General features: G+C 62.8%; 14 protein-coding genes. All 14 read left to right on the forward strand.

Features of this window, described 5'->3' with window-relative positions; translation table 11 throughout:
* Positions 1-7: 7 nt before the first annotated feature.
* The gene (locus NS1_RS27605; protein ID WP_169812843.1) at positions 8-1,363 is read left to right on the forward strand and encodes an asparagine synthase C-terminal domain-containing protein; all 1,356 of its coding nucleotides are present in this window, start codon (positions 8-10) and stop codon (positions 1,361-1,363) included.
* Positions 1,360-2,139, forward strand: coding sequence for an enoyl-CoA hydratase/isomerase family protein (locus NS1_RS27610; protein ID WP_062989106.1), 780 nt, complete (start codon positions 1,360-1,362; stop codon positions 2,137-2,139). Before NS1_RS27605 ends, NS1_RS27610 begins: the two co-directional genes overlap by 4 nt.
* Positions 2,139-6,557 carry an AMP-binding protein gene (locus NS1_RS27615; RefSeq protein WP_062989108.1) on the forward strand — a complete coding sequence of 1,473 codons (4,419 nt, stop codon included), beginning with the start codon at positions 2,139-2,141 and terminating at the stop codon, positions 6,555-6,557. The genes NS1_RS27610 and NS1_RS27615 overlap by 1 nt, the downstream gene beginning before the upstream one ends.
* Positions 6,550-10,281, forward strand: a complete 3,732-nt coding sequence (locus NS1_RS27620) for a non-ribosomal peptide synthetase (RefSeq protein WP_062989110.1) — start codon at positions 6,550-6,552, stop codon at positions 10,279-10,281. Before NS1_RS27615 ends, NS1_RS27620 begins: the two co-directional genes overlap by 8 nt.
* Positions 10,274-10,528, forward strand: coding sequence for an acyl carrier protein (locus tag NS1_RS27625; RefSeq protein WP_062989112.1), 255 nt, complete (start codon positions 10,274-10,276; stop codon positions 10,526-10,528). Before NS1_RS27620 ends, NS1_RS27625 begins: the two co-directional genes overlap by 8 nt.
* Entirely contained in the window at positions 10,525-11,646 is a 1,122-nt protein-coding gene (locus tag NS1_RS27630; protein WP_062989114.1) for an acyl-CoA dehydrogenase family protein, read from the forward strand. Before NS1_RS27625 ends, NS1_RS27630 begins: the two co-directional genes overlap by 4 nt.
* Positions 11,647-11,677: 31 nt before the next feature.
* Positions 11,678-12,445 carry a TauD/TfdA family dioxygenase gene (locus NS1_RS27635; protein WP_157125412.1) on the forward strand — a complete coding sequence of 256 codons (768 nt, stop codon included), beginning with the start codon at positions 11,678-11,680 and terminating at the stop codon, positions 12,443-12,445.
* Positions 12,446-12,464: 19 nt separating this feature from the next.
* Positions 12,465-13,898 (forward strand): MFS transporter, encoded by a 1,434-nt coding sequence (locus tag NS1_RS27640; RefSeq protein ID WP_084504515.1) that lies wholly within the window; start codon positions 12,465-12,467, stop codon positions 13,896-13,898.
* Complete coding sequence (locus NS1_RS27645; protein WP_062989118.1) at positions 13,895-15,100, forward strand: cytochrome P450 family protein; 1,206 nt, start codon at positions 13,895-13,897, stop codon at positions 15,098-15,100. Before NS1_RS27640 ends, NS1_RS27645 begins: the two co-directional genes overlap by 4 nt.
* Positions 15,101-15,117: 17 nt before the next feature.
* Positions 15,118-15,900, forward strand: a complete 783-nt coding sequence (locus NS1_RS27650) for a phytanoyl-CoA dioxygenase family protein (protein WP_062989120.1) — start codon at positions 15,118-15,120, stop codon at positions 15,898-15,900.
* On the forward strand, positions 15,897-17,012 hold the full coding sequence (locus NS1_RS27655; RefSeq protein WP_255284715.1) for a zinc-binding dehydrogenase: 1,116 nt from the start codon (positions 15,897-15,899) through the stop codon (positions 17,010-17,012). Before NS1_RS27650 ends, NS1_RS27655 begins: the two co-directional genes overlap by 4 nt.
* Entirely contained in the window at positions 17,009-17,449 is a 441-nt protein-coding gene (gene mce / locus NS1_RS27660; protein ID WP_218019979.1) for a methylmalonyl-CoA epimerase, read from the forward strand. Before NS1_RS27655 ends, mce begins: the two co-directional genes overlap by 4 nt.
* A gap of 37 nt (positions 17,450-17,486) precedes the next feature.
* A complete protein-coding gene (gene ccrA / locus NS1_RS27665; protein ID WP_062989122.1) occupies positions 17,487-18,809 on the forward strand; it encodes a crotonyl-CoA carboxylase/reductase in 1,323 nt (440 codons plus the stop codon).
* An 18-nt stretch (positions 18,810-18,827) separates the two neighbouring features.
* Positions 18,828-20,230, forward strand: a 1,403-nt coding sequence (locus NS1_RS27670) for an acyl-CoA dehydrogenase family protein (protein WP_062989124.1), incomplete at its 3' end; no start/stop codon positions are given.

Consider the following 20,230-nt stretch of genomic DNA (forward strand, 5'->3'; position numbering starts at 1 on the left):
GGTTGAAATGACAAACTACCCCTCGGTGGCCCTGGAAGTCAGGAGCACCCAGTTCGGACTCGAGATCACCGATGACAAAGGCTCTGCGGCTGCGGAGACTGGGATTCTAACGGTCGAGAAGTTCGGCCGAAATTGGCCGTTGCCCGCAGGCGGTATCGATAGCTGCAGCACGATCGAGTGGGACAACCACGCGGTCGTAGTCCGCACGAGTCGGCTGAATCCTACGACGCTCTACTACTGGGGAAGTCCCGGTTCTGACCGCTTTCTCGTCGGAACCGATCGGGTAGGTCTGCTCGCGCGCATCGCTAAGTCAACCCGTTCGCGCGCCGATCACACCCTCCACCCCATTGGTGCGGGGAGGACTTTGACGTTCTCCCCGGCCGCGACCCACGACCACCTCATCGTCGACGACACGGTGACAGAGCGCTGGACGCCCTCACTGATCGTCGGCGAGACCGCACACGAGGCCGGAGCCCGACAGATCGCCGCTTTGCGCCGCGAGATCACGGCAGTCGGTCGACCGCGTCCGACCACAGTCGTGGTTTCCGGAGGGGTGGATTCCGGTCTGGTCGCCGTCCTGGCACAGGAGGCGGGAATGGTCGACCACATGGCTAGTCTCGGCACACCATGGGGAGACGAGTACGCGGGGGCGGACGAACTAGGCGCGCATCTGGATATTCCAGTGCAGAGGATCGCGTTGTCCGAGGACGACATTCTGCGTGCCCTGCCTGAAACGATTCGGATGCTCGGGACGACTGACCGCGAGGCCATTGCGGCGGGTGTAAATCTCGTGGCGGTCTATCGGCAGGGCACGATCCCCGCCGGCACCATCCTGACCGGCGTGGGCGCGGACCTCATCAATTCGGGCCACCGCGTCGGATCGGGCCCGGTGGCAGATATGCAAAAGGCGGTCGCCGAAAGGCTATCGGAAGCGGCATCGAGTTCTGAACTCACCGGCGTCGGGGCTGCTGCCCACGGATATTCGCTGCGGCACATGTACTGGAACGCCTCGGTCATTCAGGCCGCCCTGGATACCGCGCCCGAGGTCATGCGGTATCGGGACAGGGAGAAAGGACACATGCGCCTGGCAGCCGAGCAGCTACTCCCCGACAGCGTCGCATGGCGCCCCAAGCAGGCACTGCATCACGGCAGCGGTGTCGAACGGAACCTCGATGGGGCCGTAGCACGCCTGATTGGTGCCGAGCAGGTCGACACCGAACGGTTCTACGGGCTGATCGAGTCCCGACTGGTGGAAGCGCTCCTCGAATCCCCGACCGGGCCGATTCACTCTGACGACTGTCTCGAGGCAGCGATCGCCGCCTACCGAGCCGAAGCAATTGACACTTTAGGGGTTTCGTTGTGAAGCGAATCGAGATCGCTGATGTAGCGGGCGTGCGCGTACTGACGTTGGCGCACGAGAAATATACAAATCCGATCGGTAAACAGACCGCTGCGGACTTGATGAGTGCCCTCGCCGACGCCGATCGTGACGACGAGGTTACCGCGGTCGTCGTCACCGGTGGGCGCGATCGCTGCTTCAGCGCCGGGGGCGACTTCAACGAAGCTCAAATGCTGTTGAACGACGACGTTGTCAATGAAACCATCGGCTGGTGCACCGACCTCTATCTGGCGGTGCTGAACTGCGGAAAACCGGCAGTCGCTGCAGTGGACCACCACGCCATCGGCCTCGGATTCCAGCTGGCGATGATGTTCGACTGGAAGATCATGTCCTCCCGTGCCGACTTCATCATGCCTGAACTGGAGCACGGAATCGGTGCCTCAGTCGGCGGGACCGTTCTGGCGACTGCCTGCGGCTACGACGTATCGCGCCATGTGATCATGTCGTGTCAGCCCATCGGTCCCGAGGCCGCGCTACGGTATGCAATGGTCGACGAGGTATGCGAGCCGGAGTTCCTGAGCGCCCGGGCCGTGGCCCGAGCCCAGCGGCTCGGCAGGTATCCGCGCGTTGCGTTCTCCGGAACTAAGAGAGTTCTCACCGAGCCCATGCGGACCGCCTTGCAGCGCACCCTTCCGCGCTCGCAGGCAGTCCATCGCGAGGCGTTTCGGGAGAAAGCCATGCACAAGCATTTCAGCCGCATTCTCGGTGCTTCCGACGAGAAAGCGGTCGGCGCGAATTGATGTCGTTGTATTCCAACCTACGTCATATCGCCGTGCAGCAGCCCGACGCGCCGGCGCTCGTCGGTTTCGACGGTGCCGTCACCTCCTACAGTCGACTACTCGAGACGGTGGACACTATTGCCGAATCCCTCGATATGGCCGCGTACTCCGGTCGGGTATTTGGGCTGGCAGTAGACGATCCACTCGGATTCGTCGCCACATATTTCGCGGCGGCCGATCGCGATCTGGTGATCGTGCTGCTCGACGGCCGGTCGATCCCGACCGATCTGGAGCGCTCGACCGCAAAATTCGATGTGGATTTCCTCCTCCGCGACGGTGACACCGGATCCGGGTCAATTCGGGTCGAGGAGGTTGGCGCCGAGGGGCGCAGAGCACACGCCTACCATTCGAGCGACTTCGTCGTGCACTGCACTTCGGGATCGACCGGTGAGCCTAAAGGCATCGTGATGACCCAGGCGGCGGTCGCCGCCCGCGTGCAGTCCTGGCGCCATGAGAGCGCGTTGCGGCCGACGGACGTCGTGCTGTGCGCCCTCCCCCTGTGGCACGGGCACGGGATCGACGTCCTGACCCTGCCCACCCTTCTATCCGGTGCGACGGTCGTGTTCACCCGTGGGTCGCACTTGACGGCCCGCGGATTGGCGCGGGCGATCCACGACCATGCGGTGACGATCGTCAGCGGGCTGCCTGTGATGTATCAGATGCTCGTCGGGGCGCAAGGTGTGGGTGCTTCGATGCTGTCGTCGCTGCGCCTGGCCCTGACAGGCAGCGCGCCCATTTCCGCCGATACGCAGGCGCGGTTCATCGAGCGATTCGACCTGCCACTGCGGCAGGGGTACGGTCTCGGCGAGATCGGCATCATCGCCTGGGACGCCGACTACGCTGGACCCGGCATGATCGGACTTCCGTTGCCGGACATCGAGATTCGGCTGGAGCCAGACGAATGTGACAGCACGCCAGCGTTCGAACTCCTCGTGCGTGGCCCGTCACTCGCCCGCGGGTACTACCGCGATCCTGACGCTGAGCAGGCAACATTTGCCGACGGTTGGCTGCGTACTCATGACTTGGTCGGGGTGGAGCCGCGCGGTTGGTCGGTGCGAGGCCGAAAATCCACCTTCATCAATGTGACCGGAAACAAGGTCGCGCCAATCGAGGTCGAGAACGCACTGCGTGCTTGCGAGGGAGTCGCTGACTGCGCGGTGGTCGGGGTAGACGACGGCACCGGCGGTGAGCAGGTCGCAGCATTGATCGTCGCGGACGGCCCCCGAGAAGCCGAGGCGATTCGCCGACGGGTCGCACGACAACTGCGCCCGTATCAACTGCCGCAGCTATATCTGTTTGCCGACGCTGTGCCTCGGACCGCGGTCGGCAAAACCGACTACAAAACGGTCCGACGAGTTGTCGGAGGATCCAGGGCGGACCGGGACTTCATCAGCGGATCTCCCGCCGATATCGCCGTCGAATGGGGTGATCACCGCCTGACCTATGCCGATCTCGAAAACACCGTCGCAGCCCTGGCCCATCGACTCACCGCACTCGTGCCTCCGCGCGCAGGCGTTCTCGTCATGGGACCCCTGTGTCCGGCCTACCTCGTAGGGTTGCTGGCGGCATGGCGAGTAGGAGCCGTGCCAGTGCCGGTCGACGCCGGATCGACCGCCGATCGGTACTCCTGGCTGGAGCAGCGAATGGCCCCGGCGGTGGTAATCAGCACCGACGTGACCACAGTCGACCAATACATTGGAGCGGCACCGGGTGCAGTCGAGATCGTCATCGAATCGGGCACCGGCGCGATCGTGGTCGACTCCGCACTCGAACCCGCGAAGGCCGCACGCACTTTCACTGATCCCGATGCGAGCTATGTGATCCCGACCTCGGGGTCTACCGGCGAACCCAAGGCCATTGTCGGCAGCCAGCGCGGACTGCGCGACTTCCTCATGTGGTTCGGTAAGGAGTTCGGCCTCACCCACACCGACCGTTGCGCAGCCTTGACCAGAGTAAACTTCGATCCCTCATTGCGTGAGCTGCTCGGCGTACTCGGCGTCGGCGGCACGCTGGCGCTACCCCCCGTAGACGCACAGTCAGATCTGTCGAGCCTCGCTGACCACCTGATCGACACAAGGCCGACGGTAGTGTTTCTGGTGCCGTCCGTAGCAACAAGGCTGGCCGCCGAACCGAGGTTGGCGAGAACCGTACTCACCGGCCTCCGCCTGATTTTCTGTGCAGGCGAGGTGTTGAGCAGACGGGTCGTGCAGCAATTGTCGACGCTGGCACCGAACGCCGAAATCGTGAACCTGTACGGACAGACCGAAGCCACACTCGCCCAGCTGTACCGCAGAAACGCACAAGACTCTCAACACCAACCCGTACCGGTGGGTGTTCCACGGCCGGGGATCGAGGTGGCGGTGGCCGACGACGGCTCCGGGGTCGGTGAGGTGTTTCTGACTGTTGAGTCGCCCGCGCTCGGCTTGCTGGGCGCCGAATCTAGTGGACCTCACAGGATCGTGTCGATTCCGAATCCGCTGCCGACCGGCGACCTCGGATACCTCACCGATGACGGCGAGCTGGTCGTTGTGGGCCGTGTGGGCAACGACATCAAGTACGGTGGCCGGCGAATATCATTCCACCAGTTTGTTGATGCCGTCGAGGATCTGCAGGACGCCCTGCAGTGCGTGGTGGACGACCAGGATGGCCCGCAAGTCTTCGTTGCCATAGACCGCGCCGACGATGACAACGACCTCCATGACACCATCCATGCGCTCGGCAGGCGTTTCGGCCTGCCGCGATTCGCCCTTCACCTCCTGTCGGCTCTTCCCGTGCTACGCAATGGCAAGGTCGACCGCCGCGCCTTGCTGGCCTCTCTGCGCCACAATGTCACTCAGACCCCGCTGACCGAAACGACAACGACTACGCACAGCCGACCCGAGATCGAGCAGCAGCTGTGCGCCATGCTGCGGCTGGATGACGTCGACACCAGCTTCGTCGAGGCCGGAGTGACCTCCCTCGACATGCTCGATATCGTCGCGAGGATCAACCGCGCATACGGGATCCGGCTCACGGCACACGTAGGATTTGGCCTGCGCAACACTCGTGGACTGGCCGACGAAATCTATCTGCGGCGAAGCGACTGCGCGACGACTCCAGTAGAACGGACCGTCGAAGTTGAGGCCGAACCCACCAATGACTACCCGCTGGCGACCCGCCAGGTCGCGTATATGCGGATCTGCATGGCGCGCGGTAATGCAAACTGGTGCAACCTATCTCGGGAGATACGGTTCAGTCAACCGTTGACCGGCGAGTCGATCGAAGGCGCGCTGCGCATGCTCTTCGAGCGGCACGACGTCCTCGGACTTGCACTCGACGACAACTGGCAGCGCCAAACCTACACTCCAGCAGCGAATTTGATGGCCTCAGTCGGCGTGATTGATCTGGCGGCAAAGACGTCCACATCGGAGTTTCACGATGGTGTCGAGTCCGCCCGTGCCACGCTGGTGGCCGAGCTGATCGATCCCACCTCGCCCCCACCACTACGGGTTGTCCTGGTGCGAGGGACTGATGGATGCTCGGCGATCGTTGCTGCGCACCACCTGTTCGTGGACGGCCCGGGGATGGATGTACTGGCGGCCGATCTGCACGCGGCCGTCTCCGGAGGGCCGCGCAATACGGTCACCGGTTCGGGCTCTTACCGCGCGTACTGCTTGGCGACTGCGCGATCGGACCGCCGCGGTGCGGCCGCAGCCTATTGGCAGCACCTCCTTGCCGGTGTCGACCAGATACACCTGCCCGAGTCGGAGGACAGGGACGGAGCATCCGGTGAATTGCTGTCCTTGCCGTTTGGGGTGCTCCACACCCGCGGAATCCACCGAGTCGCGAAAGCACTGGGTGTGTCCGCATTCACAGTGGTACTCGCCGCCTTCGAGGCCGCTGTCGGCACCGCCTTCGGCATCGAGCAGGTACCGATCATCGTCGCCAGTCAGCATCGGGCCGGCTTGGATTCGTCTGTGGTTGGCATGTTCACCGGCACCCTCGTCGTGCGGGGAACCGGTTCAGCGGCATTTCCTGAGGCGGTCACTGCTTTGGCCGACCAGCTGGCTGCTGGGACCGACCACGGGGACTGGGAGTTCGACCAGCGCATTGCCGACCTCGATCTGCCCGCCACGGACGACTTCCCGCTGTCTACTGTCCTGTTCAATCAGCGCCCCGTGCCGCGTGGTGGGCGGATTCGCGACCTCGGATCCTGGCGGCCGCGGTCGTTGGGACGGTCGCTGCGCTACCAGCTCCAGGGAGAACTCCAGATGTCCGGCCCGGACATGGTTATGACGTACTACTACCGCCGGGGGATCGGCGGGGCCGAGATCATCCACAACGTGCACCGCATCCTTCTGCGAGTGATCGATGCGGGACAGGAGACTATCCATGTCTGAATTCGCAGGGGTCACTTCGCCCTCCGATATCGTTCTCGGTCCGATTCAGCGCGCGTACCTGGTCGGCGACCAGGATGGACTCGAACTACGCAGTCCAGCCCGGTACTACCTGGCCTGCGATTTGGACGTCGGCCTCGTTGAGAGTCTGCAGCAGCGTGCCGATCGTCTGATCGGCGCCCATCCGATCTTGCGCACCCGTATCGGCGATGACCTGACCCCGAGCCCGGTGGCCGAGAATGCCACGCTCACTGTCTCGGTCCTCGACACCACCGCGGACACCTTCGACACCGTCGACGCCACGGTTGCCGCCGAATTCCGCGACCACAGTCTGGAGTTTGAGGACTGGCCGCAGATGCGGATCACCGTGGTCCGCGCCACCGACCGGGCCAGGCTGCACATCGTCTATGCCATGTGGTTGATGGATGGGGTTGGGCTGGCACGCTTTCTGGCCAACCTGGTATCAGACGACCTGTGCGACGAATCCGAGACCATCGCCCCTGCACCAACCGATGTCCCACGCGCACGCGACGAAAAATATTGGCGCGCAGTCGCACCGACTCTTCCAGAGGCAGCCGAGTTGCCATTGCGGCCGGGGTGGCGGCACGCCGGCTACACCGTGATGCACCGTATCGTGCGGATCGACTCCCATACAGGAAAGGCGTTGGCCACAAAGGCACGTGGCCACGGGCTCACCCTGCCGATGATGTTCCTCGCCGTGTACGGGATGCTGCTCGGTTCGATGAGTGGGGGCCGGGCCCACACCATCACACTGGTCCAGCCCCAACGCCAGCCTCAAAACGGCGGCTCGGCGATCGGGAACTTCGGAAGTACTGTGCCACTGCTGATTCCGGCGATCGATGGCCGTGATTTCGTAACCGTCGCCCGCGACGTGCAGTCCTGCTATCTGGAGCATTCACTACACTCGTCGCTCAGCGGGATCGACATCGCGCGGCTTACAGACCCCTCCGCCGATCAGCGGCGCCTAGCCCACCCTTTCGCATTCACCGCAGTAGAACTCGACAGCGAGCGGGAACGGGCGCTGGGGTTGCGGCGGGACTGGGACAGCATCCAGATGCGTGTGCCGCAGGTACTGCTCGACCATCAAGTCGGTGTTGACTCCGACAGCTCGATACTTCTTGGTTTCGACTGGCGCACAGAAGCATTCGATTCCGAATTCGTCGACGACGTCATCGAGCAGTACATTCGGGTTACGCGGCGACTGGCGACCGATGACCATTTCTGGGTTCGTCCGGCGCGACGGACAGTGTCCGGGGCACACGACACACTGAGTCGCCGGGTGCTATCCATCGCCGAGCGCATGCCCAACGTGTCTGCGGTGCGCGACGCCGACGGTGTTCTCAGCTACGCCGAACTGACCCAAGCCGCTGCGGACGTCGCGAACCGGCTCGTAACCGCAGGGGCCGCTATCGGCGACCATGTCGGAATCCACCTGACGCGCGGGCGCGGCCAGGTGGTGGCGGTACTCGGAGCACTACTGGCGGGTTGCGTGTTTGTGCCACTCGACGCCGCGCTACCCGGGGGTCGACTCGACCGCATAACCCGCCAGCTGGGTCTGCGCTTCGTCGTGACCGACGGCGACGACGGCGCGGTCGACGAGTGGCGGCGGCGCGGTGTCAAAACGATGACCGTGCATGGCGGGATGCCTCCGCAGTCGAACCATCCTGTGCGGCAGCGTGGCTCGACAGAAGTGGCATACGTGATCTTCACCTCCGGTTCAACCGGCGAGCCGAAGGGTGTCGTGATCCGGCACGCGGCAGTGCTGAACACGATCGAGGCGGTCAACGATCTGGTCGGGTTGAAACGTTCGGATTCTGTTGTTGCGGTGTCGTCCATTGGATTCGACCTGTCGATCTACGACATTTTCGGCCCTCTACTAGTCGGCGCGACCGTCGTGACACTGTCGGAAGACACCGCCCGAGCTCCCGCGTCATGGACCCGAATTCTGACTGAACACGATGTAACGGTGTGGAATTCGGCCCCCGCGCTGGCCGCGCTGCTCTCAGAGGAAGGCGTGGCGCTCCCATCAGTGCGCCTCTACATGCTCAGCGGGGATTGGATTCCCCTGCAGTTGCCCGGCGACCTGAAGCGGATCTCACCCAACTCTGATGTGATCAGTCTCGGCGGTGCGACGGAGGGTTCGATCTGGTCGATCTACCACCGCATCGCCCCGGGCGACTGCCTCGGCCGCTCGATTCCGTACGGAACGTCGCTGCCCGGGCAGGACATTCTGGTGTTGGACGACCAGCGTCGAGTGTGCGCAAACTGGCAGGTGGGCGACATCTATATCGCAGGCCGCGGTGTAGCCGACGGCTACTTCGACGATCCCGAGCGGACCGCAGATGCGTTCAGCGACGATCCCGAGTACGGGTGGATCTACCGGACCGGTGACCGCGGTCGGCGCGACCGCAACGGCGTTATCGAATTCCTGGGCCGCGTGGACAGTCAGGTGAAGGTCAACGGGCACCGCATCGAGCTGGGCGAGATCGAATTCGCACTCAACGCCATTGAGTACATCCGGCGCAGCGCGGTCTGCGTCAGCGACGACGGTGGCGGTGTCGCCGCATATGTCGTCGTGTCTGAGCACGCTCCGCCTACCTGGATGACGCAGGCCATGGCCCTCCTGCGGGACGAATTACCCAGCTATATGGTTCCCTATGCTCTCGTCTCAGTAGATGAACTACCGCTAACAGATAATGGAAAAGTTGATCACCGGCGGCTGCGTGACGCCGCACCCCCGACCACCGGTATAGGCGAACCGACCGACACCAGCCTGCACGCGCAGGAGGTGGCTGCGTGCTGGACCGAGGTTCTGGGCCATGCGCCAGGGCGGAGCGGCTTCTTCGAATCCGGCGGCGGCTCGCTGGATGCCATTCGGCTGCTGTCGTTGCTGCGGACGAAACTGGGTCACGACATTCCCTTCGGGCGGTTTATTAGCGATCCCACGCTGCCAGGATTGGCCGCGCTGTGTGCGGATACCCGCCCTCCGGGTGAATCGGCGGTGTGGAGTTTCGCGCCCCGGAAGGTGACGCGTCCACGTGGGCGGGTGATCTTCTTTCCACCCGTCGGTGGCGGCGTCTCGTGCTATTCCCAGCTAATCCGCACTTTGGCAAGCGATCTGGATGTGCGCGTGGTCGGGTTCGATCATCCCCTCGACGATCACCCTTCGATGGTCGATCTTGCCGCCGCCTGCCTGCGCGAACTCGAATCGGATGACGCCGGCTCGAAAGTTCCCACCGTTTTTGCAGGGTGGTCGTTCGGCGGAGCGCTCGCCGTCGAGACCGCGTGTGCAGCTCCGCACCCGGTGCGAGGAATCGTGGTGATCGACACCCCCGTGTCGATGGCCGCGCGAGGGTGCGACATTCGCGAGTCGGCCTTGCTGGCGGGATTTGTGGATGATGTGCGCCAGGCGGGCGGTGTGGCCGCCCACGAGGCGGATGTGGCCACCGACCCTGGCCTGCGAAGCAGGTTCGAGGTCTATCAACAAAACATGTTGTCACTGCGCGATTGGCAGCCCCACGCGATCATGCCCCCGGTGGTCGAACTGCGAGCCGCGGAGCATCCAGCAGAGCTGGACCCACAGGCGTGGAGTCGGGCCGCGGACCTGCGACGAAGCATTGTGCTGAGTGGCGGGCATTTCGACGTGTTCGGCGAGGGAAATGCCCAGCGCATCCGGAATGAGATCGAGGTACTTTTCGATGAATGAAGCTGATATCAAACAGGTGATCGCCGACGAGCTCAGCGCGAGCGGCTACCGGATCTCTCCCGAAGAATTCGCCGCAGATCTGATCACCGCCGGGGTCAACTCGGTGAATCTGGTTCGGGTACTGAGCGCACTCGAGGAGCGATACGACATCGAATTCGATGCCGCCGGATTCTTTCGGGAACCGGTGACCGTCGTTCGTCTCACTGAGGAAATCGTCGGATGCGTGACGCGGAGGGTGGGCATATGACGACACTCGAAGAAGACCACGACGCGAGACTGACCGCGCGCGCCACTGACGTCGCAGAACTGGCCGCCGACAAGGCCGAACTGGCCGAGGCGGCACGGACCCTGGACCCTGCCGTGATCAGCGCTGTGGTCGACGCGGGCTTCGCACGCCATTTCGCGCCGCCCGAATTCGGGGGCGCCGGCGGATCGTTCACCGCACTGGCCAGAGCAGCCGCCGCCATCGGCACCCAGTGCCCGGCCACAGCGTGGTGTGCTGCCCTGGCCGCACTCATGGCACGGGCGGCCTGTTCGCTACCGGTCGAAGGACAACGACGCCTGTGGGGCGACGGACCCGATGTGCTCATAGCCGGTGGCGTACTTCCCAAGGGTATCGCAACCCCTGTCGACGACGGCTGGCTGCTGTCGGGAGTGTGGCCGACCGTGTCGGCCTCCGAATGCGCGGACTGGGTACTTCTGGCCGCTATCGCCGATACCAACGCCGAGCGTCCCGGACGGATATTCCTGGTGCCCCAGTCGGATATCCATGTCGAACGAACATGGCACAACGCCGGCATGCGGGCGACGGGCAGCCATACCGTAGTCGCCGAGCGACTGTTCGTTCCGACGGCGCTGACCTTCTCCTCGAGCGCGCTTACCGAGATCCTCTCTCCACCAATGGGTCCAGATGGGCGGGCGGTCCCCATACTGGCCGTCAACTCCTTGGCGTTCTGTGTGCCGATACTGGGTGCGGCCCGCGGCGCCCTACAGCTCTGGCGACAACTGCCCGCGGCGCGGGATCTCACCTACGCCGCGCCGTTGTTCACCCGCGCGGCGAGTGAGATCGACGCGGCGGCTCTGATTCTCGGTCGAGTCGCGTGCGTGGCCGACTCAGCGCCGACCGTCGGCTGGGCGGAGGTTGCGCGTAACCGACGCGACTGTGCCTACGCCGCAGAGCTTTTAGTCGATGCCGTCGATCGGCTCTTCCGCGCATCGGGCTCGGACGGGCACAGTGCGAGTGCCCCGTTACAGCGTTTGTGGCGCGATGTCCACACTGCGGGGTCGCATGCAGCGCTCCAATTTGGGCCCGTTGCAACGGCTTACGCCGAATACACCGTAGGTATCGCTCACCGGGCCGAGTGACACGTTTCTCCATTCGACAAAGGACATTGCTGTGGAGCCGACTACCGACATGAGAACCCTGGCCGATCGCGCACGCTGCGACCGTCGGCCACAATCCCCATACCGTGACAAGCTGGAAAAGTACGGATTCGTAGTGCTCGAACCTGACGGCGAGGTGCGCCTGTCCCTGGAGGACGTTATGGCTCCGCTCGGTAAGCCGGTTGAGTATCGCTACGGCAACAAGTTGATCCAGGAGCAGCGACCGGAGACCAACAATTCACAGTTTCGGACCGGAGCGATCCCGATGCATGTTGACGGTTTCCTCAATGCCAATAGTGTCCGTTACGTCGGGCTGGAATGCTTGGAAGCTCCGCCGACTGGAGGCGAGACACTGATCGCCAGCAGCTGCGCCTTCTTCGCCGCGGCCCCGAGCGACCTCATCGCCACGTTGCGCGATATCGAGATCGAGTACCAGTCGAATGTCTCCGGGTTCTATGTAGAACGGCCGGAAGGCAATCCTGTGGTCGTCGCTCCAGTTCAAGTGGACCCGGTTACAGGCGGTGATTCGCTCTGCGTGGGCGTGGACTATCCGGAAGACCCGACACGAAATTTCCACGCAGCGGTGATCGGCTGCTCCAGAGAACAGAGCCTCGCCTTGTTCGAACGACTCGATGCTGTGTTCCGCCGACCGGAAGTCACCTACCTTCACCGATGGAAGGTTGGCCAGATCTTGATCATGGACAATCTGCGCGTAGTTCACGGTAGGGCCGCCTACTCCCCCGAGGCGCCTAGGAAAATGCTACGCATTTCCGTCTCCTGAGCGAACGTTCGGAGTTGTCTTGTCTAATTCCATTGCACTCCAGGCTAATTCATCTGCAAATCGCCGAGAATTTCTGACCCTGGCGGGCCTGCTCGTGTGCCAGTTGATGATCATCGTCGATGTGACCGTTATGAACGTCGCACTCCCGCAGATCAAATCCGATCTGAATTTCAGCCCGACCGGACTGTCGTGGGTGATTGATGCATACACGCTGGTATTCGGCGGGCTGCTCCTGCTAGGTGGACGGGCCGGCGACCTGCTTGGGCGACATCGGGTATTCATCGTCGGCGTCTCGCTGTTCACAATAGCTTCGCTGGTCGGCGGACTGGCGCAGGAACCCGTCTGCCTGATCGTTGCCCGGGTAACACAGGGCGTCGGCGCGGCACTCGCAGGGCCGAACGCACTTGCCCTGCTGGCGACTCTCTTCACCGAGCGCAAGGCCCGAATGAAGGCATTGGCTCTGTATTCGGGAATGGCGGGTGCAGGGTTCACACTCGGGTTGGTCGTCGGTGGCCTGCTCACCGAATGGCTGACCTGGCGGTCGGTGCTCTTCATCAACGGCCCGCTCGGTGGGTTCGCGCTCGTCGCAACGCTACGACGATTGCCGTTCGTACCAAGGAACCCAGGGCGGTTGGATCTTCCCGGGGCGATGACCGCTACGGCCGGGGTCGCCATGCTGGTGTACGGATTCATCCGTGCCGGCTCGCACGGCTGGAACGATCCCGCGGCCGGTGGCGCATTGTCACTCGGCGCGATTCTGGCCGTGATATTCCTTGTCATAGAACACAATTCGGCACAGCCAATGTTGCCGCTGCGACTGTTCGCCGATCGCAACCGCGCGGCCGCATACAGCACGGCATTCGTCGGCTATATGGGCAGCATGTCGATGTTCTTCTTCATGACCCTGTATCTGCAGGAAGCCCTCGACATGGGCCCCCTCGCCACGGGAATCGCATTTCTTCCCACGGCCTTGCTGATGTTAGCGATCATGCGAATCAACCCGTACGTGCTGGAGCGTTTCGGACCCCGACGAGTCACTATGGTCGGTGCGCTCCTACTGATCGCCGGGCTGATACTTCCGACCCAATTGTCGACCGAAACCTCGTATTTCCCGCTGGTGCTCCTGACGGTGACGTTGATGGGATGCGGCACCGGGCTCACCCTTATGCCGCTCAGCATCATCGTCATGACCGATATCCCGTCGGATCTGGCCGGAGTGGCGGGCGGGGCGCTGCAAACGGTTCAGCAAACCGGCGCGTCAGTCGGATTGGCCGTTCTGATCACTGTATTCGGAGGCTCGACCAGACACGTGGCTGCGTCTCCTGAGCAGGTTCTCGTCGACGGCGTGACATCGGCCTTCGAGGTGGCCGCTGTCATGGGAGTTCTGACCTTCCTGGGGACGCTGATGTTTCGGCGGTCCCGAACGGACAATTTACGCAAGGACGAACGATGACCACCGATTCGATTCATCAGCTGACCGCTGATTTCTACCAAGACCCGCAGGCCACCTACCGCGTTCTGAACGAACGCGGCCGAGTACACAACGTCCAGCTGCCCAATGGGCTGCGGGCGTGGATGGTAACCGGATATGACCAAGCCAAGCAAGTTCTCAGCGACCCGACCATTAGCAAGGATCTGTACGGACCTGCCGGCGAGTTGGCCCAGGAAGCCGCGAATATCCCTCTTCGACTGGACCCACCAGTGAACAACAACCTCGTGTATTCCGACCCACCTCGTCATACGCGCCTGCGCAAAATAGCAATGAAGGCGCTCGCTGGACGCGCGATCCGCGAGTTCGATTCGAGGATCCCTGCTATCGCGGGATCCATTATCGAATCGATAGGTGCGGCGACCGAGTTCGACATTCTTCGAGACTATGCCTATCCTTTCACTGTTACCGTCGTGTGCGAATTGATCGGCATCGACCCCTCTGACCGCGGGAAGTTCCAGGGCTGGCTGCGGACCCAGCTGTCGGCCGCCGACGTTGTCGAGAAGTACGCCGCCGCGGCCAGTTTCGAGGCGTACGTCTACCGACTGATGGACCTTCGCGATGGACGACCCGCCACCGACTTCCTCTCCGAACTGATGAGCCCGTCCGACGACGGCGAGCGTCTCGACCGGCAGGAGCTGGTCGCCATGGTGAACGCGCTGCTTCTCGGTGGGCAGGAGACGACCGCAGCACTCATCGGAAATTCCGTACTGACGCTGTTGCGTCGGCCGTTATTGATAAAAGAACTACGTACGAGCCCCGACCTCGTTCCAGCATTCATCGAAGAGATGCTGCGCCACGAGAGCTCCGGAAATGTCTCGCCACCGCGCTTTACGACTGCGCCGATCCAGATCGGCGGGCAGAGGATCGAGGCAGGGCAGGTGATCGTGGTGTCCCTGTCCAGCGCCAACCGTGACCCAAGCAAATTCGAGCGACCGGACGAGCTGGACCCGAACCGGCCCGACAATCGGCATCTCGCATTCGGGTACGGAATTCACCGCTGCGCAGGTGCGGCACTTGCACGCCGCGAGGCCCAGGTTGCAGTGTCCAGTCTGCTCGCCCACTACTCCGATATTTCCGCCGCTGCGGATCTCGACACGCTCCAGTGGCAGTCCAGCTCGATTACCCACGGATTGATATCCCTTCCCGTACGTGTAAAGAACTGAAACAAAGGTTGTTGGAAATGCAGCTGACCGATCAACATGTCCACAGTTATAAAACCGATGGATTTCTCGTGCTGGAGTCCGTGTTCAGCGAGTATGAAGTCGCTCTCCTTCTCGATGCCATGGACTCCGACGACACCGACGGCCCGCATAGAATCCTCGACGAGGAGTCCAACGCACTGGCGGCTCTGTACGCCTCGAACCAGCGCGTCGACGAATTCGCCGAACTCATTCGTTCACCACGGATGCTGCACCCGGCACGTACGCTCGTGGGAGGGCAGGTCTACATCTACCAGTTCAAGATCAATGTAAAGCCCGCCTTCGGCAGGGACCGCGTGTCGTGGCATCAGGACTACACCGCGTGGAAGATTGCCGACCGACTGCCTGCCCCCCGACTCGTCAACGCTGCGCTCCTCCTGGACGAGGCCACCGAGTTCAACGGCCCGTTGACCTTCATACCCGGCTCGCACCGGGCTGGCATTCTCCGTGACAACCGTGACGATTCGTCGGCCGACGAGCTGCACCTCGACCCGGAGAATATCGCCCTCCGGCCACAGCACATTGCCAATTCGGTGGATAAATTCGGCATGCGAAGCGTGCAGGCTCCGGCCGGTTCGCTGATCCTGTTCTCCCCGGAGGTTGTCCACGGCTCGGCGCCCAACATGTCGCCGCTACCGCGACGCCTGCTCATCGCAACCTACAACGAGTGTTCCAATCTTCCTCGGACCCCACAGCCGCGCGCCAGCTATCTGGTCGGCGACGATGTGCGCCCGCTGGAATCGCCTGTGGGGAGCGAGAAGTGAGGGCGCGGGCCGTCGTTCTCGAGACCTTCGGTGTCGAGCCATCGCTGCGGGAGTTTACCGTCCCTGAACCCGACGCCGGCGAACTGCTGATCGCCTGCACCTACGGTGGAGTGTGCGGCACGGATCTACATCTGCAGCAAGGGCATCTACCGATTCCGCTGCCGATGATCCTCGGGCACGAGGGGCTGGGAATCGTCAACAAAGTCGGCGGCAGCGTGAAAGACGCGCTGGGCGAACCGCTCTCTGCAGGTGACCGAGTCATGTGGGCCTCATCGATCGCTTGTGGCACCTGCGTACCGTGCCGACAGTACCGGGAACCCACGCTATGCGAGATTCGTCGCACATACGGCGTCAATCGTGCTGCGCTAGAGGAGGACTCCCTTGTCGGTGCCTGGGCCGAGTACATTCGGCTACATTCCGGGGCCGTCGTGGTCAAGGTGCCGGATACGATCGACGACCTCACCGCCATGTCGTTCGCCTGCGCAGGACCAACCATGGTCCACGCCCTATTCGAACGACGACCTGTCCGTTTGGGCGAGACCGTGGTCGTGCAGGGCAGTGGGCCCGTCGGCCTTGCCGCCGCAGCCTTCGCCCAACTCGCCGGTGCTCGACAGGTGATCGTCGTCGGTGGGCCGGCCGGGCGGCTCGAAAAGGCGAAACAGTGCGGTATCGGTGACCATCACATCGACATCATCGACCAAGGTCCCGAGGCAACTGCTCGGCAGGTGGGTGAACTGGCGCCCGAGGGAGCGGATCTCGTCATCGAGTGCACGGGAGTGCCCGAAGCGATCGCGCAGGGCATCGGGTTCGCCCGCCGTGGGGGCGCGTATCTGATCGTCGGTCAGTACACCGATGCCGGACCCACCACCATCAACCCGCATCATATCGTGCGCCAGCAGCTCGATGTCATGGGTTCGTGGGCCTTCTCCGGAGCACATCTGGTCGAGTATGTCCGGATCCTGCCCGCGCTGGCGTCCCGCTTCGATCTATCGGCGCTCGTCACTACCTACCCACTCAACGAGTACACCGACGCGATGACAGCGGTCGGACAAGGACGGGTACTCAAAGCAGTGCTGACCACAGGTTGGTCCGCGGGACTGAGGGCGCGATGACCATGTTCACCCGACTCGACCATGTCGGCATCGCCTGCCGTGACCTGGATCAGGCGGTGCTCCTCTATCGCAATGCCTTCGATCTCGAGGTGTGTCACCGCGAGCGCAACGACGACCAAGGTGTCGTCGAGGCGATGCTCCGGCTGAACGGCGCCGACGATGGTGGAGCAACCTACATCCAATTGCTCGCACCGACCCGGACGGATTCACCGGTCGGAAAGTTTCTGCAGGTGCGCGGCGAAGGTGTGCACCACATCGCGTTCGGTTGCGCTGATGTTGATCGGACATCGGCGATGCTCACTGTCGGCGGTATGTCCGTGCTCTTCGATCCGCCGCGGACGGCCTCGATGGGATCGCGTGCCACCTTTCTCCATCCCCGCGACTGCGGCGGGGTTTTGGTTGAAATAGTCACCGCCGCCGCCCGCGAATCGCACTGATAGACACCGGCTGACGCCGCCAACGTAAGGATCTAAAATGGACGATTTGTCTGCTGCTGTCGTGTCGGGCGCATCTCCCGATGAGCTCGAGCGTATTGCGGTTCCCGCCCGATACACTGCCGCGCATGTGCGTGCCGAGGACATTGAGATGTTCTCCGGCATGACTGATAAGGACGTGCGGAAATCCATTCATGTAGGGCCGGTGGAAATGCCGGAGCTAGCCCCAGACGAGGTCCTGATCGCCGTCATGGCGGCGGCGATGAACTACAACACGGTTTGGTCGGCCACCTTCGAACCACTTCCTACGTTCAACTTTCTGCAGCACTACGGGAAGCAGGGTGGATGGGCCTCACGACACGATCGACCGTTCCACGTACTTGGCTCGGATGCGTCGGGTGTCGTGGTCCGCGTCGGCTCTGGTGTCCGCAACTGGAAGGTGGGCGACAATGTGGTGGTCGCTACCGCGCACGTCGACGACCAAGAGCCACTGACTCACCACGACGGCATGATGGGAACCGAGCAGCGGGCGTGGGGCTTCGAAACCAACTTCGGAGGCTTGGCGCACTACGCCGTCGCCCGGGCAAGTCAGCTGCTACGCAAGGCCGACCACCTGAGCTGGGAAGAGGCGGCCTGCAACCCGCTGTGCGCGGGGACGGCCTACCGCATGCTGGTCGGTGATCACGGCGCACGTATGCGGCAGGGTGACGTAGTCCTCATCTGGGGCGCGGCCGGTGGTCTGGGCGGATATGCCGTGCAATTCGTTCGCAACGGCGGAGGAATACCGGTCGGCGTGGTCAGTTCGGAGAAAAAGGCAGCGATCGCCCGCCGACTCGGCTGCGAAATGGTAATCGACAGACGCGAAATCGGGGAGATCTCGGCCGATCCCGATGCCACAGTCCGGGCCGGACGCAAATTGGGAAAGATGATCCGGCAGGAGATCGGAGAGGATCCCAGAATCGTTTTCGAGCATGTTGGTCGGGAGACATTCGGCATTTCGGTCTTCGTCGCGGCACGCGGCGGCACGATCGTCACGTGCGGTTCGAGCACTGGATACGAGCACAACTTCGACAACCGCTATCTATGGATGCGAATGAAGAAGATTATCGGAAGCCACGGTGCCAATCTCTATGAGCAGTGGCAGGTCAACCGGCTGATTCAGCAGGGTCGCATCTCACCGATGCTGTCTGAGGTTTACCCTCTCGACGAAGTCGGACAAGCTGCGAGAGGAATCCAGGAGAACGCGCATATCGGCAAGGTCGGGGTGCTGTGCCTGGCGCCTTCGGAGGGCCTAGGTGTCACCGATTCCGGCCTACGCGACCAGATCGGCGAGAATCGCCTCTCCCCTCTGCGAGCCGTGTAGCAGGGAAAGGAATTCGGAATGGGGCATTACAGAAGCAATGTTCGCGACCTGGAGTTCAACCTCTTCGAGATTATGGGTCTGGGTTCGGTTCTAGATACAGATGCGTTCGGCGATCTCGATATCGACACCGTCAAGGAGATGATCAACGAGGTTCGCCGTCTTGCGGAAGGCCCGCTGGGTGAATCGTTCGCCGATGCCGATCGCAATCCGCCGGTTTTCGACCCAACGACTCACACTGTGACGCTGCCTGAGTCGTTCAAGAGCGCCTACCGCAGCTTGGCCGACAGCGGCTGCGAAAAGCTCGGTATCGCATCTGAACTGGGTGGGATCGATGTGCCGTCGGCGGTGCTGTGGGCGCTGTCGGAACTCATTCTGGGCGCCCAGCCTGCAGCGTACTTTTACGGCATGGCAGGGGCACAGTTCGCCAATATCTTCTTCAACAACGCGACCGACGAACAGAAGAAGTGGGCACAGATCGCAGTCGAGCACGGCTGGGGCGCGACGATGGTGTTGACAGAGCCCGATGCGGGTTCGGATGTGGGCGCCGGCCGCACCAGGGCCGTACAGCAGGGAGACGGCTCCTGGCACGTTGAGGGCATCAAGCGGTTCATCACCTCGGCTGATGCCGACGATCTGTTTCCGAACATCATGCATCTCGTGCTGGCCCGCCCCCAGGGCGCCGGGCCTGGCACCAAGGGCCTGTCGCTATTCTTCGTGCCGAAGTTCCACTTCGACCGCGAAACCGGTGAACTAGGCGAGCGCAACGGCGTGTTCGTCACCAACGTCGAGCGCAAGATGGGTTTAAAGGCTTCCGCCACCTGTGAGGTTACATTCGGTGGCCACGGCGTTCCGGCCAAGGGCTGGCTCGTCGGAGAGGTACACAAGGGCATCACGCAGATGTTCGAGGTTATCGAGCACGCTCGAATGATGGTGGGCACCAAGGCAATCGCCACGTTGTCTACCGGCTATTTGCACGCCCTGGACTACGCCAAGACCCGTGTCCAGGGTGCCGATCTTACTCAGATGAGCGACAAGGCGGCGGCGCGCGTCACCATCACCCACCACCCGGAGGTTCGTCGCAGCCTGGCACTGCAAAAGGCCTACGCCGAGGGCTTGCGCGCGCTGTATATGTACACAGCAGCGCATCAGGATGCGGTTGTGGCCGAGCAGGTTTCCGGTGCTGACGCCCATCTGGCAGCGCGCGTGAACGATCTGTTGCTCCCGATCGTCAAGGGTGTCGGCTCCGAGCGCGCCTACCAGTACCTGACCGATTCGCTGCAGACCTTCGGTGGCTCCGGCTTCCTGCAGGACTACCCGATCGAGCAGTACATCCGCGACGCGAAGATCGACTCCCTCTACGAGGGCACCACCGCCATCCAGGCGCAGGACTTCTTCTTCCGCAAGATCGCGCGTGACCGCGG

It is taken from the genome of Nocardia salmonicida NBRC 13393, assembly GCF_001613085.1.
Lineage (GTDB): Bacteria > Actinomycetota > Actinomycetes > Mycobacteriales > Mycobacteriaceae > Nocardia > Nocardia salmonicida.

What these genes read in the sequence shown, in the direction of transcription:
- NS1_RS27605 (WP_169812843.1), top strand. Translation starts at nt 8, where the DNA reads ATGACAAACTACCCCTCGGTGGCCCTGGAAGTCAGGAGCACCCAGTTC.
- NS1_RS27615 (WP_062989108.1), top strand. Translation starts at nt 2,139, where the DNA reads ATGTCGTTGTATTCCAACCTACGTCATATCGCCGTGCAGCAGCCCGAC.
- NS1_RS27620 (WP_062989110.1), top strand. Translation starts at nt 6,550, where the DNA reads ATGTCTGAATTCGCAGGGGTCACTTCGCCCTCCGATATCGTTCTCGGT.
- NS1_RS27625 (WP_062989112.1), top strand. Translation starts at nt 10,274, where the DNA reads ATGAATGAAGCTGATATCAAACAGGTGATCGCCGACGAGCTCAGCGCG.
- NS1_RS27630 (WP_062989114.1), top strand. Translation starts at nt 10,525, where the DNA reads ATGACGACACTCGAAGAAGACCACGACGCGAGACTGACCGCGCGCGCC.
- NS1_RS27645 (WP_062989118.1), top strand. Translation starts at nt 13,895, where the DNA reads ATGACCACCGATTCGATTCATCAGCTGACCGCTGATTTCTACCAAGAC.
- NS1_RS27650 (WP_062989120.1), top strand. Translation starts at nt 15,118, where the DNA reads ATGCAGCTGACCGATCAACATGTCCACAGTTATAAAACCGATGGATTT.
- mce (WP_218019979.1), top strand. Translation starts at nt 17,009, where the DNA reads ATGACCATGTTCACCCGACTCGACCATGTCGGCATCGCCTGCCGTGAC.
- ccrA (WP_062989122.1), top strand. Translation starts at nt 17,487, where the DNA reads ATGGACGATTTGTCTGCTGCTGTCGTGTCGGGCGCATCTCCCGATGAG.